This window comes from Neobacillus oceani (assembly GCF_046237595.1).
Lineage (GTDB): Bacteria > Bacillota > Bacilli > Bacillales > Cytobacillaceae > Bacillus_D > Bacillus_D oceani.
Genome location: NZ_CP143543.1, coordinates 2,440,178 through 2,458,135 on the forward strand (window position 1 = coordinate 2,440,178; position 17,958 = coordinate 2,458,135).

General features: G+C 44.6%; 18 protein-coding genes. 12 read left to right on the forward strand and 6 right to left on the reverse strand.

The window, feature by feature from the left end; all coding sequences use genetic code 11:
• Nucleotides 1-9: 9 nt before the first annotated feature.
• From hppD to V1499_RS12195, 6 genes are all read left to right on the forward strand, one after another.
• A complete protein-coding gene (hppD, locus tag V1499_RS12170; RefSeq protein WP_409270187.1) occupies nucleotides 10-1,125 on the forward strand; it encodes a 4-hydroxyphenylpyruvate dioxygenase in 1,116 nt (371 codons plus the stop codon).
• A 29-nt stretch (nucleotides 1,126-1,154) separates the two neighbouring features.
• Entirely contained in the window at nucleotides 1,155-2,258 is a 1,104-nt protein-coding gene (gene hisC / locus V1499_RS12175) for a histidinol-phosphate transaminase (protein WP_409270188.1), read from the forward strand.
• A gap of 3 nt (nucleotides 2,259-2,261) precedes the next feature.
• Nucleotides 2,262-2,891 (forward strand): flavin reductase family protein, encoded by a 630-nt coding sequence (locus V1499_RS12180; RefSeq protein WP_409270189.1) that lies wholly within the window; start codon nucleotides 2,262-2,264, stop codon nucleotides 2,889-2,891.
• The gene (locus V1499_RS12185) at nucleotides 2,888-3,814 is read left to right on the forward strand and encodes a fumarylacetoacetate hydrolase family protein (protein WP_409270190.1); all 927 of its coding nucleotides are present in this window, start codon (nucleotides 2,888-2,890) and stop codon (nucleotides 3,812-3,814) included. Before V1499_RS12180 ends, V1499_RS12185 begins: the two co-directional genes overlap by 4 nt.
• Before the next feature lie 4 nt (nucleotides 3,815-3,818).
• The gene (locus tag V1499_RS12190) at nucleotides 3,819-4,970 is read left to right on the forward strand and encodes a homogentisate 1,2-dioxygenase (protein ID WP_409270191.1); all 1,152 of its coding nucleotides are present in this window, start codon (nucleotides 3,819-3,821) and stop codon (nucleotides 4,968-4,970) included.
• Nucleotides 4,971-5,140: 170 nt separating this feature from the next.
• Complete coding sequence (locus V1499_RS12195; protein ID WP_409270192.1) at nucleotides 5,141-6,961, forward strand: S41 family peptidase; 1,821 nt, start codon at nucleotides 5,141-5,143, stop codon at nucleotides 6,959-6,961.
• A 221-nt stretch (nucleotides 6,962-7,182) separates the two neighbouring features.
• On the opposite strand, the gene V1499_RS12200 is transcribed toward V1499_RS12195, so the two are convergent.
• Nucleotides 7,183-8,043: a DegV family protein gene (locus tag V1499_RS12200; protein ID WP_409270193.1), complete on the reverse strand. Its 861-nt coding sequence runs from the start codon at nucleotides 8,041-8,043 to the stop codon at nucleotides 7,183-7,185.
• Between the two features lie 207 nt (nucleotides 8,044-8,250).
• Between V1499_RS12200 and V1499_RS12205 the strand changes: the two genes are divergently transcribed.
• The 4 genes from V1499_RS12205 to V1499_RS12220 all read left to right on the forward strand — a co-directional run bounded on the left by V1499_RS12205 (nucleotide 8,251) and on the right by V1499_RS12220 (nucleotide 11,112).
• Nucleotides 8,251-8,646 (forward strand): cytosolic protein, encoded by a 396-nt coding sequence (locus tag V1499_RS12205; RefSeq protein ID WP_409270194.1) that lies wholly within the window; start codon nucleotides 8,251-8,253, stop codon nucleotides 8,644-8,646.
• A 172-nt stretch (nucleotides 8,647-8,818) separates the two neighbouring features.
• Complete coding sequence (locus tag V1499_RS12210) at nucleotides 8,819-9,466, forward strand: phosphatase PAP2 family protein (protein ID WP_409270195.1); 648 nt, start codon at nucleotides 8,819-8,821, stop codon at nucleotides 9,464-9,466.
• A 227-nt stretch (nucleotides 9,467-9,693) separates the two neighbouring features.
• Entirely contained in the window at nucleotides 9,694-10,743 is a 1,050-nt protein-coding gene (locus V1499_RS12215; protein WP_409270196.1) for a mechanosensitive ion channel family protein, read from the forward strand.
• 102 nt (nucleotides 10,744-10,845) lie between these two features.
• A complete protein-coding gene (locus V1499_RS12220; protein WP_409270197.1) occupies nucleotides 10,846-11,112 on the forward strand; it encodes a DUF2188 domain-containing protein in 267 nt (88 codons plus the stop codon).
• Between the two features lie 121 nt (nucleotides 11,113-11,233).
• Here V1499_RS12220 and V1499_RS12225 read toward each other — a convergent pair whose 3' ends face one another.
• The 3 genes from V1499_RS12225 to V1499_RS12235 form a co-directional block, all read right to left on the reverse strand.
• Nucleotides 11,234-11,569, reverse strand: coding sequence for a hypothetical protein (locus tag V1499_RS12225; protein ID WP_409270198.1), 336 nt, complete (start codon nucleotides 11,567-11,569; stop codon nucleotides 11,234-11,236).
• Between the two features lie 136 nt (nucleotides 11,570-11,705).
• Nucleotides 11,706-12,875 carry an MFS transporter gene (locus tag V1499_RS12230; protein ID WP_409270199.1) on the reverse strand — a complete coding sequence of 390 codons (1,170 nt, stop codon included), beginning with the start codon at nucleotides 12,873-12,875 and terminating at the stop codon, nucleotides 11,706-11,708.
• A gap of 272 nt (nucleotides 12,876-13,147) precedes the next feature.
• Complete coding sequence (locus V1499_RS12235; RefSeq protein WP_409270200.1) at nucleotides 13,148-13,945, reverse strand: SGNH/GDSL hydrolase family protein; 798 nt, start codon at nucleotides 13,943-13,945, stop codon at nucleotides 13,148-13,150.
• A 157-nt stretch (nucleotides 13,946-14,102) separates the two neighbouring features.
• On the opposite strand from V1499_RS12235, the gene V1499_RS12240 reads away from it, so the two are divergent.
• On the forward strand, nucleotides 14,103-14,981 hold the full coding sequence (locus V1499_RS12240; protein ID WP_409270201.1) for an arginase family protein: 879 nt from the start codon (nucleotides 14,103-14,105) through the stop codon (nucleotides 14,979-14,981).
• Nucleotides 14,978-15,523 (forward strand): GNAT family N-acetyltransferase, encoded by a 546-nt coding sequence (locus V1499_RS12245; protein WP_409270202.1) that lies wholly within the window; start codon nucleotides 14,978-14,980, stop codon nucleotides 15,521-15,523. The genes V1499_RS12240 and V1499_RS12245 overlap by 4 nt, the downstream gene beginning before the upstream one ends.
• A 40-nt stretch (nucleotides 15,524-15,563) precedes the next feature.
• Here the strand turns inward: V1499_RS12245 and V1499_RS12250 are convergent, their stop codons facing one another.
• Together V1499_RS12250 and V1499_RS12255 are read right to left on the reverse strand one after the other, a co-directional pair.
• Nucleotides 15,564-17,204 (reverse strand): PhnE/PtxC family ABC transporter permease, encoded by a 1,641-nt coding sequence (locus V1499_RS12250; protein ID WP_409270203.1) that lies wholly within the window; start codon nucleotides 17,202-17,204, stop codon nucleotides 15,564-15,566.
• Complete coding sequence (locus V1499_RS12255; RefSeq protein ID WP_409270204.1) at nucleotides 17,197-17,958, reverse strand: phosphonate ABC transporter ATP-binding protein; 762 nt, start codon at nucleotides 17,956-17,958, stop codon at nucleotides 17,197-17,199. The genes V1499_RS12250 and V1499_RS12255 overlap by 8 nt, the downstream gene beginning before the upstream one ends.

The following is a 17,958-nucleotide window of genomic DNA, read 5'->3' on the forward strand; positions in this document are numbered from 1 at the left end:
GGTTATTTCATGCAGGAAAAAACAATGAAAACGACTGAGTTGGTGGAGGATTTTTTTCCAGTAAGGGATGTTGATTACCTTGAAATCTATACAGGGAACGCCAAACAGGCCGCCTACTTTTTCTGCCATTCGTTCGGATTCAGGACTGTAGCGTATTCTGGCCTTGAGACCGGCAGCCGCGAAACTGTTTCCTATGTTCTGCAGCAGCGGAACATCAGGCTCGTTATCACTGGCTCGCTAGTTGAAAACAGCGAAGTTTCCGCTTTTGTTAAAAAACATGGCGACGGAGTCAAGGATGTCGCCCTTCTCGTTGATAATGTCGATAAAGCCTTCTCAGCGGCAGTCGACCGCGGCGCAATCGCGTTGATGGCGCCAACGGATTTCAGCGACGAGCATGGAACGATTAAGAAAGCAGTCATCGGTACTTACGGCGACACCATCCATACACTTGTCCAAAGGGAGGGGTATACTGGGCCATTCATGCCTGGATACGAGCCGTACACGCTGTTTGACCAGGTCCCGGATACCGGACTGATTGGTATAGACCATGTTGTCGGCAACGTCGAGAGCATGGACGAGTGGGTTGAATATTACGAAAAAGTCATGGGCTTCAAGGAAATGAAGCATTTCTCCGATGAGGATATTTCAACAGAGTACTCCGCTCTAATGTCCAAAGTTATGCATAACGGCGGCAGGATCAAGTTCCCAATCAACGAACCGGCGGAAGGAAAGCGGAAATCGCAAATCCAGGAATACCTCGAGTTTTATAACGGCCCAGGAGTACAACATTTGGCCATCCTTACTGAAGACATCGTATCGACTGTTACTGCCCTGAAAGACAATGGCGTTGAATTCCTGTCCACTCCGGATGCCTATTATGAAGAGCTTTCCGAAAGGGTGGGGCAAATCGACGAGGAAATCTCAAAGCTTCGGGAATTGAGCATTCTGGTCGACCGCGATGATGAAGGGTACCTTCTGCAAATTTTCACAAAACCGATTGTCGACAGGCCAACGTTGTTCGTAGAGATTATCCAGCGCAAGGGCGCAAGGGGATTCGGCGAAGGAAACTTCAAAGCACTCTTCGAATCGATCGAACGCGAACAGGCAAGGCGCGGAAACCTATAAAAAACAGCATCACGAAAGTGGGAATGGGTATGGCAACGATTAAACCAAGGGATGAACTGGCCTCAGTCATCCCTTACCCACTGGGCCCCCCACCTGAAACAAAGCAGAAAGAGCTGGGGTTTTCCAGGATTATTAGAATGGGAGATAACGAGAATCCATATGGCGCATCGCCATTGGCCCTCGAAGCGGCGAAAAGGGAGCTTGATGCGATAAGCTGCTATCCCGATGGCACCTATTCGGGGCTTTATAAATCATTGAGCAATTTCCACGGACTGCCTGAAGGTTATTTTACTGTCGGAAACGGCTCGGATGAAGTGATTCGTCTGTTAACAAGGGCATTCATTAGCCGTGGGGATGAAGCTGTCATGGCTTCCTGCACATTTCCTAGATACAAAACAAATGTTTTGATCGAAGGCGGGGTGCCAATTGAAGTTCCGCTCGTTAACGGATCGCACGACCTCGAAGGGATGATGTCCAGGATTAGTGGAAGGACAAAAATAGTTTTTGTCTGCAATCCAAACAACCCGACAGGAACGATTGTCGACAAAGATACGCTGGCCCAATTTATTTCAGATGTCCCCCAGAATGTGATGGTTGTGATTGATGAAGCGTATGTGGAGTATGTCACACACGGAGCGATGAATGATGCTGTAAAAATTCTCAACCAGCATCGAAATGTTGTGATTTTGCGTACTTTTTCAAAAATCCACGGGCTTGCCGGGCTCCGGATTGGCTACGGGATTATGGACCCGAAAATTGCAGGGGAACTTCAAAAGGTCAGGGACGTGTTCAACGTCAACAGAGTTGGCGCGGCAGCTGCGGCAGCCTCCCTTTCAGATACCGCTTTTGTCACGGCTTCCGCCGAAAAAAACAGGGAGGAACGGGAATACGTTGCCGATTGCCTTGCCGGAATGGGTTTTACGGTTTTGCCGTCCGAGGCGAATTTCCTGTTTGTTTTGCTGAAAGATTCAGCCCTAATGGCAGAAGCTTCCCTAGCCAGGAAAGGGATATTCGTTAAAGGGATATCAGCACCGGGATATCCGAATGCTCTCCGTGTCGCTCTTGGATGCAGGGAAGATAATGTTTTATTTCTTGATGCGATAAGAACCTTCACTGCGGAAGGAGTGGTATAGGGAATGGAATTTACTCCAGGAAAGATGGATTGGCGCGATGGCTACAAGCTTTTGATCGGCTCGATTTTGCCAAGGCCGATTGCCTTTGTCTCCACGGTCAGCAAAGATGGGATTACCAATGCCGCACCGTTCAGCTTTTTTACGGTCATCAGCGCAGAACCAATGCTTGTCTGCTTTTCGCCGATGAGGCGGGGGAGCGATGGCGCTAAAAAAGACACGCTAATCAACATAGAAGAAACCGGCCAGTTCGTCATTAACATAGTTAGCGAAGAAATAGCGGCTCAGATGAACATTTGTGCCACGGAATTTCCTCCTGAAGTTGATGAACTGCAAGAATCTGGCCTTACACGCGAGCCTGCCGCGGCTGTGCGTCCGCCAAGGATAAAGGAAGCGAAAATCCATTTGGAATGTGAGCTGCACGAGGTCCATCATTACGGGAATCAGCCGGGCGCTGGCAGCCTGGTCGTCGGGAAAGTCGTCCATATCCAGGCGGATGACAGCTTGCTGGACAAAGGCAGGATCCTTGCCGAAGAACTTAGGCCGATTGGGCGGATGGCGGGCAATTTGTATACAAGGCCGCTTGGTTCTACCTTCGAGCTCAAACGGCAGGTAAAGCCGGGTGAGGCGAAATGAGGTTTATTTCTTTTTTAAAAACAAGTGGTGAAGCCGCGGCAGGCTGGATTTTGGCGGATAGGTTCGCTGTTGATATGAAAGAAGCTTCCGGAGGAGATTTGCCAGGAACGGTGGAAGAGTTTCTTTTACGAGCCGACATCAACCTTGAAAAAGCCAGGTCGCTTCAAGTGGACGTTGAGTCCCAGGGGGTTTATCCACTGGATTCTGTGAAGCTTTTGGCACCGCTTCCCCAGCCGAAAAGCTTCCGCGACTTCTACGCGTTTGAACAGCATGTGAAGACGGCGAGGAGAAATAGGGGACTCGACATGGTCCCCGAGTGGTATGAAATTCCCGTTTTTTATTTCTCAAACCACCTGGCCATCAAGGGGACGGAGGAAGACATTACGAGGCCCAAAGGGTGCGGAAAGCTGGATTATGAACTCGAAATCGCCTGTGTGATCGGTGAGGAAGGAAGTAATATAAAAGCCGAGGATGCCGAGGAATTTATTTTCGGCTACTGCATCCTAAACGACTGGAGCGCGCGCGATTTTCAGCAGAAGGAAATGAAAGTCGGACTCGGCCCCGCCAAAGGAAAGGATTTCGCTACATCGATCGGCCCGTGGATTGTAACGGCTGATGAACTTTCCGGACATAAAGCGGGCAAGGGCTTTAACCTATCCATGACGGCCAAAGTAAACGGGGAAGTTTTATCAGTAGGGAATATGAAAGATATTTATTATTCCTTTGGAGAAATGATTGAGCGCGCATCGGCGGGTACAACCCTTTATCCCGGCGAATTGATTGGCTCCGGGACTGTAGGGACAGGATGCATACTTGAACTTGGCGAGGAGGACCACCGCTGGCTTGAACCGGGCGATTTAGTCGAACTCGAAATAGAAAAGCTTGGCGTATTGCGAAATACTGTTATAGGGGAAAAGGGGTGAGCTGATGTTTTACCGGCAAATGGGGAAAATTCCCCGTAAAAGGCATACCGTTTTCAGGAAGAATGACGAAACATTATACAGGGAACAGGTGATGGGGACGAAAGGCTTCTCCGGGACCCAGTCCATACTTTACCACGAACATATGCCGACAGAAGTTGTCAGGGCGGAAAAGGTTATTCCTTTTCTTCCTGAATATGAAGAACAGGGTGCGCTCAGGCACAGGCACTTTTTTACGCCGGAAATAAAGAAAACGGGAGATGCGCTTGGCGCGAGGGAATATTTGATGGGGAACAGCGACTTGTTGATCGGCACGGCAAATGTTAACCGGTCAATGGAGGCCTATTACCGTAATGGTGATGGTGATGAAATGCTGTTCATCCATTATGGTTCCGGTAAGCTTGAAACGATGTTCGGATCGCTTACGTACCGGCGCGGTGATTATCTTATTATCCCAATTGGTACGATCTACAGGCTGATTCCCGAGTCGGAAACAAAAATCCTTTTCATAGAATCGTCCTCACAACTGACGACCCCTAGGCGTTACCGGAATGAATACGGCCAGCTGCTTGAGCACAGTCCGTTTTGCGAGCGCGATTTAAGAGGGCCGGAAACACTTGAAACGTATTCCGAGAAAGGTGAATTCGAGGTCCTGACCAAAACACGGGGCTTCTTGCATCAGCATATCCTTGGCCACCATCCGTTCGATGTCGTTGGCTGGGACGGCTATTTGTATCCTTGGGCATTCAATATTGAGGATTTTGAACCGATTACCGGCAGGATTCACCAGCCGCCCCCAGTGCACCAGACTTTTGAAGGACATAATTTCGTTGTCTGTTCTTTCGTACCGCGGCTTTATGATTACCACCCTGATGCGATTCCTGCCCCATACTTCCACAGCAATGTCAACAGTGACGAGATGCTGTATTACGTCGAAGGGAATTTCATGAGCCGGAAGGGCATCAAGGAAGGCTCGATCAGCCTGCACCCAAGCGGCATACCGCACGGGCCTCATCCGGGGAAAACGGAAGCAAGCATCGGAAAAAAAGAAACGCTCGAGCATGCCGTCATGATCGACACTTTCCGCCCGCTCCATATTTTCAAGCCAGCGGGGGAAATTGAAGACAAAGGCTATATGTATTCGTGGACAGGCGGATGACACTCGTTCGAGGAGGGTTTTTACAAGGAAAATAAAACTGAAAAAATATTTTCATTTTGAGACACAATCAAATATAGATTGGGGTCTCATTTTTTTGTAAGTGACATCTTCTAATAAATAGAAAATTTTGTTAAAATTAATTAAAAAAGAATTTATGGGAGAGTGAGTAGGTGCCAATTAAATCTTCTAATCTGGTAAAGATCGTTTTGGCCCTAGTAATAATAGGAACCACATCCTTGATATTAACGCAAAGGTACGGAAAAGAAGCCAATACATCATCGATTAAAGAAGAACCGAACCACGGTGATGAACTAAATGATAGACTTGAAGTTTTCGCCAGAACATATGGATACATAAGATATTTCCATCCAAGCGATGAATCAGCTGACATCGATTGGGACCAATTTGCCATTTATGGGGTTCATAAGATAAAACAAACCAAAAATAACGAAGAGTTTTTAATTGCATTAAATGAACTATTTTTACCTATTGCTCCTACCATTCATATTTCTTCCCAACCACGAAACGATGAAATTCTTATAGAAGAAATACCTTCAAATGCTGTTTTAACGATGATAAAGAATTATTTCAATAAGCAAAAAAAATACATCCGTGATAGAATTTACTCGCCAAATTCCGATTCCATTACACTTTTCGAACACACTTTTCAATATGGAGACAATATAATAAAACGACAACTTGGCAATGTTCATATTTCGATTCCTACAATCCTGTATGCTTCTTTAGGGAGAACATTAGGAAGTTCAGTTGAATCGGAAAAAAAATTTATTGATTTAAAAAATGATATGGATAAATATTTTTCTGCAAATTTAATTGACTACGACAACCCGGATGTAAGGTTAGCGAATGTCATAATTTCGTGGAATACATTTCAACATTTTTACCCTTATTTTGATGAAGTAGGCATTGATTGGAACGGACAATTGCCGTTATTTTTAAAAGAAATGAATCGATTAAAAGATGGGGAAAGGACCTACGAGGTTATGCGGAAAATGCTAGCTGGCCTTGAAGATGGTCATATAGGATATTTAAATGACACTAAAAAGGCTATGTTGAAGCTGCCTATAAGCATTAAATATATCGAAGATAAGCTTGTCGTTATAGGCAGTGACATAGAAGACATCCTACCGGGTGACATACTAATAAAAATTGGTAATGATGATGCATTGATTCAATTCCAAAAGTTGGTTGACCAGACATCAGGCTCTAGACAATCTAAAGAGGTACGTGCCGCCTGGTTTTCCGTTATTACCTACGATAAGTTTGAAACAGAATTAACTTTGAATCGAAAAGGAAAAATCATAAAAATAGGGGTTCCTTATAACCCTATTAGTGAAAACGATTACAAAAGCTTTCATCAGTTATTTGAAGATTTGGTAGAACTCGAACCAGGAATTTTGTATCTCAATTCTATACAGCCTTTTCCTTGGGAAGATGAATCGTTTATGAATAAATTACTAAATGCCAAAGGAATTATCGTAGAAATGAGAGGTTATCCGACTAATTTTCACCCTTTCCTCCAACGTTTAACCGAGCGAAAATTGCAAAGTGCAGGATTCAACGAAATTCAAATGCTTTCACCTGACCATGCTGCTTCTAATCCTTTAAAAAACTGGGGCTGGACATTGGAACCAATAAAACCATCAATAAAAGGGAAGGTAGTATTTGTAACCGACGCAAATGCGATTAGCTATGCGGAAACAATCATGGGAATTGTTGAACATTACAAACTAGGTGAAATTGTTGGTGAATCCACGGCTGGTACTAATGGAAATGTAGTGGAGATGATACTGCCTGGAGGAATAGGTTTTTATTGGACTGGTTTAAAAACGATTAAACATGACGGTTCACAACACCATAATATTGGTATTCAACCTACCGTCCCAATAAAAAGAACAATAAAAGGAGTTTCTGAAGGAAGAGATGAGCAATTGGAAGCTGCAATAAAGATAATCAAGAACGGCCAGTAAAGAGGGGAAGCTAAAGGATATATGATCTCGTGCTTTTTTACGAAGAAGTGGATAAATAGTAAATGCTCAGAGTTGGCTCTGAGCATTTTTTATAGTAATTATTGTGATAAAATTGGCTTTTTAAATCAGTGCTATTTTTTCTGTGATTTTAAAAGATAACTGAATAGAGTATTTGATAAATTGAACGATTTGAGTATATTGCCAGTACCCATTTTTCTACTCTATTTCTGTTCATTGTGCCAAATGATCGCGACAGTTCCTTCGCCCGCGTGGACGGCGATGGTTGAACTGATCTCACCAATCGATGTCTTTAAGCGAGGGTAGGCGGTATGCAGCATTGCTTCTATTTCCCTGGCTTTGCCGGGCACATTTCCATGCATAATCCAGACTTCTTCGACTCTGTTTTCCCTATATGCTTCTCCAAAAAGTTCCACCAGCCGGGCGGAAGCTTTTTTCTCGGAGCGGACCTTTTCGAATAATTCGAACTCGCCAGCGGAATTAATTCGGATAATCGGCTTTATTTTAAGGATGCTCCCTAATAAATACTGAGTTCCGGACATCCTGCCCCCTTTGAAAAATTGTTCCAGACTTCCAAGAACGATATAATTTTGTGAGTTCTCCGCTTCTTCTCTCAGTATGGAGGCTATGTCACTCGCTCCAAGGCCGGATCCCCAAAGTTCAATTCCTTTTTCAATTAGCGCGGTTATCGCGTAGGACATCGATTTTGAATCTATGACTTCAACGGGGAATTTAGCAAGCTTCGCGCCAGCAATGCAGCTTGAAAATGTGCCGCTTAATTTTGAAGAAATATGAACTGCAATTGCCCCATCGTACTCTTCTTCCTTCAATTTTTCGAATAGCCGGGCAAATTTGCCTGGTGATGGCTGGGATGTTTTTGGAACTTTTTTTTCACCGTTGATGCGTTTGTATAATTGCTCCGTGCCAAGCTCGACTCCGTCCTCGAAAGCCTCGTCCCCAAAGATGATTTCAAGCGGAACGACATGGACATCGGGATTACGTTTTAATTCATCGGTTAAATAAGCGGTACTGTCAGTAATCCATGCAAGTTTCTTATTCTTCATAAAATGATATTTCCTTTACGGTTTTAGTATTTTATCTTTCCTATAATTTTACCATTTAAACTAGTAATAGGTAATAAAATTATTATTCTACCAATAATGTTTCAAGGAATAGCAAGCTCTTTGGCACAGGATTGACATTGGATAATTAGAGGAAATATAGGGTATATTGATTCGGGAGCAAGTTGATGAAAAAGGAGGTTAATGGAAATGCAATCGTTTGTTGTCAGTTTCCATCAGGAGGACAAAGTTGACTCCATGCAAATCCAAAAGTTGAATGAAGAGGATTATAACAGGGCGACGGAAGGTGGGACGCGCCATTTGTTTGAGCTTGATACGAATATCGGTTTTTTTGTCTTTTTTGATGCAGAGGATGTGGATGGCACTGTTTCACATCTAGTCCTCCACTATGAGGAAGAGAGTGAAGATCCGAGTGCTTGCTATTCTTTCGCAATGAAGGATTTTTATGAGTTCATGGCTCTTTACTTGAACGACCTGGAATTCAACGAAGAAACAAATGAAGAAGAGGAAGAATACGGGCCCATCCACCATTTGGCCCATCTCCTATATCACATTGTCGAGGAAGGCGAATCGCTGGACGTATAAGAGGAAAAGAGCAGCCGGATGTGCTGCTTTTCCTTTTTTAGTGACATTTCCTTATAAAAGTGGAAAATTACAACATTACAAGATAATTTATGATATACTTAGAGAGCGTTATTGTTATCCATAAAGGGTAAAAAGGCATAAATACCAAATTGGGGGGAGCTCTGCCATCTTTATGAATACGTATCTCAAGAAATCTCCATATTTGTTATTTTTGCTGGTCATGCCTGTTCTCGGCATGGTTTATAAATTTTTGAATGAAAACCCGCAAAACGCAGTCCAAATATCAACAGCGGTAGATGGATTAATTCCTTTCCTGCCGATATTCATTATTCCCTACATCCTCTGGTATGGATATGTGTTTATTTACCTTGTTTATTTTTGTTTTAAGGATACCCGAGTGTATCTTAAAACCTTGATTCTAATCGTTGCCGGAGAAATCATCTGCTTTTTGATTTATTTCTTTTTCCAGACAGTCGTCCCTAGGCCCCAACTGACAGGAGACGGAATGTTGATCCAGTTGGTCGGTTTCATTTATGCAAATGATCAGCCATACAATTGTTTTCCGAGCATCCATGTGCTGACAACGTTTGCGATTATGCTTGGTTCCCGCCACATTGGAAATAAGCATCTGCTCAATACATTGTTTATTCATATTGTCGGTTCGCTCATCATTATTTCTACGTTGTTCGTTAAGCAGCATGTTGTGCCGGATATGATTGCATCCATGTTCCTTGTTTCGTTCCTGTATGGCATTCTTTTCGAATTTTACAGTGTGCCTGTGGCAGAAAAGCGGGATACCGTTTTTGTGAAAAATAAGTAGGAAGAATATTAGTTAAGGTGCGAAATAAGGTCGTCTTAAAACCGCATTAATTATAGATAAAGGCAGTCCGTTTCTTTTGAAAAACGGGCTGTTTTTATTTTGCCAAAAACATTGCAGGACCCTCATAGGATGCCATTTCAAGGTGATCGCATCTGCCCCAATGTTTAGTAACGGATTCGGACAGGTAAATGTTCATATAGCATGCGATGATTGATGTGGTGATGGTAATGGAAGAATGGATCTCTCATTTAAAAGGGATAACAGCTGGCAATGTCGTAACCTTTTTTATTGAAGCGGGGCTTGTCCTGATTGGAAATTGGTGTCTAAAAGGCTTGGCAAGGCTGCTCGCATTAAAAAAACCCGCTCTTAAAAGCAGGTTCCTTCCCGCTGTAGGCTCTCTGTTGAACTGGATTACTTTTTATGGAATCATTCTTTTGTTCCTTGTTCATTTTTCAACTACAAAATGGCTATTCGAACCTTTGTATTCAAAGGACGGAATCAAGGTTTCCACCTTCCTGATCATTGTCGCGTTTATGATTGTTACTTTGGCGAGCAGGGTTATCAAGCTTTTCACAAAATATGTTCTTTCAAATCTTTACGAACATTACAATGTTGACAAGGGGCTTAGCTACACAATCAACCAAATTATTTATTACACGGTAATGATTTCTGCCCTGGCCTTCAGCTTTACAATAGTCGGAATTAACCTAACTGCCCTTGGAGCAATCTTTGGCGTTCTGGGAATCGGAATCGGATTTGGGATGCGAAATATCGCCGGGAACTTTGTTTCCGGAATCATTATCCTGTTTGAAAGGCCTATCGAAGTAGGGGAAGTTATTGAGGTTGATGGGAAAATTGGCAGGGTTGAAAAAATCCGGCTCAGGTCGACGCTTGTCAGGACTGCGAAGGAAGGCACTTTAATTATACCGAACCAATATTTTATTGAAACGATCATCAAGAATCGGACCGGTGCCGAAATGAGGGCCGAGGTAAAGGTGAGCGTTAGCCAGGGGGTTGATTCGAAATTGGTGCATCGGCTACTGGAAGATGCCGTTGACCAAATAAAAGAAAACTGTGAAGGGATTCTGAAGTCATCCCAGCTTGAAATCAGATTCGTTAATTTCAGGAATAGCGCAATGGATTTCTACGTTGAATTGCCGGTGGTTAATTTTGAAATTAAAGAAAAGGTTGAAAGTGAATTACGCCACTCCATTTCCCGGCTTTTTGATGAGCATCAAATAAGCATGCCGCCGATTGTAACATATCCGGAAAAATGATGCCGCTTTTCCGACAGGTTTTTGGGCAAAGATGAAAATACCTGTTTTTTTGGTAGCTCTTATCGGGTACAGGCATGTAAGGAATGCAAAGGAGGAATTCAAATGGCTGATAAAAACAATCATATCCATTCAAAAGACCAGGTACACTATTTTAAAGACCGGGCCGGTACCGAGGACGCACGTTTTCATGTTGTTCCCCATGATGAAGAAGGATGGGCTGTCAAACCCGAAGGCGAAGATGGACCTGAAATGACAACAGGTTCAAAGTCCGAAGCAGTTGGGGAAGCAAAGCGCCTTGCCGAAGAAGCCGGGACGATGGCATACATCCATAATGAAGAGGGACGAATTGAAGAACAGCACAATTACTAGGATAAAAAATAAATGGGGAACAGGCATCCGTGCGGAAACGGATGCTTTTTTATGGAAAAAACAAAATCGATCAACATGCACAAATTAATAATTGATTTTGTTATCTAATATTTTATTCGCTCTAGGGGGTAAGCCGGAAAGAATAGTCACGGTATTTGACCTCTTCAATTCTATCTCCAGGTTTTTTTTCAACTATTTTGCCGGTTTTATCTCGTATGACCTCATACTCCCTATATATCTCAATAATATATCCATTGCTTTTCCGTTCTTCAACAAGCATCATTTGGTACTCAGGCAAGTTTCTGATAGCTGGCTCCGTTATCGCGGGTGCGGGTTTGGGGCCATCTGTTTCATAATAATACTCCTTGTTCAGAAAGGAAAAAGGGGAATCCAAATAGGCTGCCCCTATAATCAGCAAACCAAGGCACAACAGTCGGAAGGGTTTCATTTTTTCCATTAAGGCCACCTCGTTCTATGTATGGTTGTACAATATATGCGGGATAAGTGGATTTATCCATCAAAAAAGCGGCCGGTTAACAATTCCGGCCGCTTTTTAGCGGGTGAGGCAGAACCAAGAGCAATGGCTTCTAAATCTACGAAAGGGCGCCATGCTTCATCCGCCCGTGATATAAACGGTAAAGGATTAGTGCTGCAATGGATAAAACTGCTCCAGAAATATATGGAAGGCCCGACGCGGCTGAAAAAAGCAGCCCGCCAAGGGGAGGCCCGGCAATCCTGCCCAAAGAATCAAAGGAAGAGAGGAGGCCGGTAACACTTCCATGTCCAGTGTTGATTGTTTTCGTCAGGACTGAGGAAACACTCGGCCTGATTACGCCGTTCCCGATGCCAAATATCGTGAGGAATATTGCGGCGGTTGCAAAGCTATTCACTAAAAGGATCAAGGCAAAACCGATTGCAGAAACGATGATCCCTCCCTGAATGACCTTTCCTTCCCCATACTTTTTCGTAAGCTTTCCAATAAGGCCGCCCTGGACAAACGCACCGGCAAGCCCCATAATCATAAAAATATATCCTAGGCTCGTCGTATCAAGGCCAGCCCTCTCGGCCGCGAAATAAGCAAAAGTGGCTTCAAGCCCAGCAAGCGACAGGGAAATAAAAAATTGCAAAAAGAACAGCATGCCGGAAGCTCCGCGAAGCGCGACACTGAACGGTGCTTTTTGCTGGGAGTTTTGTCCTCTGCTTTCTTTTGTTGAGGATTCCTTAAGTAATAAAGCAACAAGGGCAAGCGTCAAAATGGATGAGCAGCCCGCAATTATGAAAGGAAGGCTTAGGCTGCTTTTGGAAAAAATCCCCCCGATTGCCGGGCCGAATACAAAGCCCATACCAACCGCTGCTCCCACAATTCCCATGCCTTTGCTGCGGTTTTCCGGGGTTGTGATGTCCGCAACATATGCCATAACGGTTGGCATGTTTGCCGCGGACAACAGGCCACCGACGATCCTGGCTACAAACAGCATCATTATCGAGTCGGCAAACGCCGTTAAGAAAAACGAGATTGCAAGTCCGGTAATGCCTGCAAGCATGACAGGTTTCCTGCCAATTTTGTCTGAAACCCTGCCCCATATCGGGGCAAACAATAGCTGCATAAGCGAATAGACAGCCATAAGGAAACCAAGCTGGGTAGGGCTTGCTCCAAGATTTTCCGCATAGAAAGGCAATACCGGAATGATGATCCCAAAACCGACCATCACTAAAAACATAATAAGAAATAAAATAGGCAACGCCTTTTTTGTTTCAACCATCGTGTTCACTCCCAGGACCAATTACAACATTCCTACTAACATAATTTGAAAAAATACACATTAAAAGGGCTAAGATAATCTTATATTTTATAAGGGAAAAGTCAACTGTTACGATTGATGCCAACTTCGTTATTTTTTTTAAAAAAATATAAAAAGAAAACTCCCATTCATAAAAGGTAAAGCTATTGCTATCAAATAGATAGAAAAGTAATAGCTCATGCTAGCAAAAAGATAGACTGCGCGCCAACAGGGCGGGCAGCCTATCTTAATGGTTATTTCGAAAACTTCAGTTTCAGACGTTTATCACCAAGTGCAACAATTTGCTCCTCAGCTAATTTTGCGAGCACTACCTGCCCATCCAAATTAGGATGGATGTCATTTGGCAGTATGTATCCTGCCTGTTTTCCATCGAAAGCGCTGAATGCATCGGCGATTAATATTGAGCCGGTTTTTGCCTGGCGAAGGATAACATCCTTATTGACCTGGTTAAGAATCTGATTGCCAAGTCCATAAAGAGTTGTTGCCAGAGGATTGCTTGGGTCATAGCCATACGGATTATACAGATTGTATAAAATTACTGGGGCATCTGTTTTTGACCTAATGTTCTCTATAATGGTATTCAGGTTGACCGTTAATTGCATGGATGCCAAGGTTGCTTTTTGGGAAATCACAGCCGGATTGAACGGTATTTTGCCATTCACCATATCTATAATCCCAGTGGTCTGGAGAAGATCATTGCTGCCAATGTTCAACGTAATGATATCCGCTTTTCGAATTGCATCCGCGTACTCAGGATTTTGTTCAATCTCCGCTAGCAGCTGGGAGGACGTCCAGCCCGGCTTGCTAAGATTTGTTACCTTGTGGTCCCGCTCGCCAATCAAGTTGGGAAAGGCTGATTCGGATGGCTTGGACCTATCCTGGTCGAGATTCCAGCCATAGGTGATCGAGTCACCAAGCGAAACAATTTTTAGCTTTTTTCCACCGACGTTTGCTGCGGCTACAGTTGGCGCGAAAATCGTGCCAAACAGGAGAATGAATACTAGCATTATATTCATTTTTGAATGCTTCATCGTCTTCCTCCTTTACAATTCGTTTCAACTTTGATTATATTTTAAATTTTCGGAAAATAATATAAACATATTCCGTCATCTTTTGCAGGTACTGTGCTAATTTCGAAGTGGCGCTTGCTTTGTATATCTTTTAAGATGGAAGGAGGGGGGGATTGCTGTGAAAATTATTGTCACAGGGGTACCAAGCTGTGCTGGCGCTTTATATACAGGTACGGAACTAGCACCTAATGCTTTAAGGAAAACTGATTTGCTGCCATCTCTATTAAAAATGGATTTTCCAGTAGAAGATAGGGGGAATCTTTTGCAAGGCAAGATACTGGCCCGGCATAATATACCGCCTGTACGAAACTGGCCCGCACCCAGGGAGGTATGGGATGAAATTGTCGAAGAGCAAGCCGCGATTTTTGAAGAGGACGCCTTTTCAATCATCCTCGGCGGTGATTGCAGCATAATTGTAGGTACCTTTACCGCTTTCCAAAAGGTGTTTGGGGAAAATACATATCTTATCGTCATTGATGGGCATTTCGATACGGTGGCACCCGATGGAAACCGCTGTATTGGGGCGGCCGGCATGGGTCTCTGGTTCCTTGCCCAGGACACTCATGTTTGGTGGACAGAAAAACGCGTCCCAGTAGAAAGGATTATGGTTTTAGGCACCTATACTCCTGGCGAAACGCTTGGAATTGAACATATTCCTTATGAGAAGTTCCTAACGGACGAGGGAAGCGAAGAACTGGCCCGGATGTTGAAAAGTATTCCTGAGGATGCTGGCATCCTTGTCCATTTTGATGTGGATGTCCTGCATGAAAGCATCATGCCCGCCGCGTATTCGCCAAGCAATACTGGTCTGGATATTAATTCTGCTTCCAGATTATTCTCCATCCTACTTAAAGATCAGCGGGTTAAGGGTATTGAAGTAACCGAATTCGCAGCTAACAAGGAAAGGGCATCCAAAAGCGCGGCTACGGTAGCCCATTTGCTTATTGAAGGACTGAAGATGCGCCACCCATTACCGTTAAGCGGGGAATCCGTATGAATAAAGGAGAAAAAGTAACGCTGAAGCAGCTAGCTGAAGAGGATCTGCCTGTGTTATGGGAAATGATATACGGGGAAGAAGATCCTGAATGGAAGAGGTGGGATGCGCCTTATTATCCATTAAAGCCGAGAGAGAAGGAAGAGTATGTCATTAGCATGAAAATCCTTCTTGAAGAAGGATTGGATACTAGGTGGGCCATTTGGGCCAGGGAAAGACTGATTGGGAGTGTCTCTTGTTATTGGGAACATAAGCCTTCCAACTGGCTTGAAGCTGGAATTGTCATCTATGACCCGGCTTTTTGGAATGGAGGGTATGGCACGGAAGCATTCAAACTTTGGATCAGCCACCTTTTCGAACATTATCCAATCCACCGGATCGGCTACACCACCTGGTCGGGGAACGAAAGGATGATGAAGGTCGGTGAAAAGCTTGGCATGAAAATGGAAGCCCGCATCAGAAAGTGCAGGCTTTATAATGGCATATATTTCGATTCAATCAAAATGGGCATTTTAAAAGAAGAATGGGAAGCTTTGCACCATTAAACTACAAAAAACGCCATTGATCCAATCAACGGCGTTTTTATTATTTAATCGTTTTCCTTGCCGTTTCCGAGGCAATATCAGCAAGAAAGACCAGGACCATGTAGCACAATAGAAGCAAGGTCAATTCTGAATAATGGAAGAAGCTCATACTTAATTTAAATTGCTGGCCTAGGCCTCCTGCGCCGACAAACCCGACAACGATGGTCGTCCTCATAATTACTTCCCAACGATAGAGGAAGTATGTCAGGAATTTAGGCATGACGGATGGGAGAACCCCATAAAAGAGGCTTTGCCATTTAGAGGCGCCCGAGCTGGCCAGATTCCGAACCGGCCTCGGTTCCATATCTTCAATGACCTCCGCCCAAAGCTTCCCGAGAATCCCGAAATTATGGAGGGCAAGCGCAATCGCTCCCGGAAGAAGTCCCGGTTTTAAAATAAAGACGATCATCATTGCCCAAACGAGTTCGGGGACTGCCCGTGAAAAAATATACGAAATCCGGACGATTCCAAAGAGAGGCCAGTTGTACCATCGCTTTGTAGCTGTCAAGTTTCCGTCGGCAATATTCCGCGCCGCGGGAATAACCGTCAAAAACGCCGCAATTGCAGCAAAGCCGATTGCCATGACGCTCATTTCCAGCGTTTCGAGCGTCAAATGAAGCGCATTTTTCCATTCGGAGGCTTGCATAAAAGCCGGCGTTTCTTCGCCTATTCCAAGCATACCGCCGAAAAACTTCGCCGCATAGTTTACATTTTCATTCGTCAAAAGGGAGGAGAGGCTTGCGCCTTCGGCTACATAAATATAAATCCATGAAACGGCTGCAAGTATTATAGCAATCAGGGCAGAGAACTTGCCGCCCGCTAAGAAAGGTTTCTCCGCTTTATCAAGCAACGAGCGCCTGACAAGTGTGCTCCATCCATCAACGAGAATGACCAGTATGATTAAAAAGAAAACGTAGGTCCACACTTCATTGTATTTTAAGTCAGCGAGTGATAACTGAATCTGATAACCGAGGCCTCCAAGCCCAACAAAGCTCATAATGGCCGAAGAACGAATTGCGCATTCATACCTGTACATTGTGTAGCTGACAAAATCTGCTCGGACAAGCGGCAAGTATCCGTAGAACAATAATTGGAGGCGCGACGCCCCTGCTGTTTTAAGGGCAATGATCGGCTGCTGCGGGACATCAGCGAGCATGTCGGCAAATATCCTCCCCAAAATGCCTCCATACGGAATTGCAAGGGCAAAAATAGCCGCATAAGGGGATAAACCGAAAGATGCTACAAACAACCATGCCCAAACAAGCTCATGAATTGAGCGGGTAAACCCGAGAATCCCTCGAAAAAAGAGCTTGGAGAAGAATTTTGATCCCTTCCCATTCGACAGGACTCCGGATGCAAGGACGCCTGCCACAAACGCATACACAAATGCAAGGGACATCCCAACTGTGGCGTAGGCCATTGTAAGCCAAGAAGCTTCGAGGCCAAGCCAAAGGACATCAGGGGAAAGGGAAGGGGAAACAAGCCCCTTCAAGATCTCAACAATCATCGCCCCTCCGCCTGCATGCAGTAGCCCTGGACCCCAATCCACGGAAAAAAGGCTCCAGGCAAATACAAGGAACAAAACCGCGGTCAGAGTAAGCCGTTTATGCCTCGGCAGCGGATTTGACAGCGGCCTACTCATGTTCTGGCAGCTCCTTCAACTTATACAAATCGCCAAGAAGGGCATCGGTTACCTGGCTGGCTGGTAGATCGAAAAAGATTTCTCCATCCTTCATGGCAATGATCCGGGTAAAATACTTCCTCGCATATTCAACAGAGTGGAGGCTCGCAAAAAGCGTCTGTTTTTCATCTTCGACAATTGTAGATAGTGCATCCAGCACATCTTCTGCGCGCGCCGGATCAAGGGAAGCGACGGGCTCGTCCGCAAGTACGATTTCAGGCTTCTGGACAAGAATACGCGCCAGGGCAACCCGCTGCTGCTCGCCGCCGGAAAGTCTTGCCGTTTCCTCATATAGCTTGTCAGCCAAACCGACACGCTCAAGCGCTTCAATCGCGAGCTTTTTATCTCTTGGAAACAGGAGCGAGACTAGCGATTTTGCCACTCCCCATTCGGAAAACCTGCCGGCGAGGACATTATGGATGACCGCAAGCTGGCCGACAAGGTCGAACTGCTGGCGGATGACGCCTACTTTTTTCGCAAACTCTTTTCCGCTTTTATAGGAGCCCCTCGGCTTTCCCGCAATAATCCATTCGCCAGCGTCCGGTTCCACAATACCGGCAATCGTATTAAGGAGAGTTGTTTTCCCCGCGCCGCTCGGGCCTATCAGGGCGACTCTTTCTCCTTTTCGAACGGAAAAGGAAAGGGAAGAAAGCGCGGTTTTCTTCCCAAAAAACTTCATTATATTTTTAGCTTCCAATGCCGTTGTTTGTTTCAT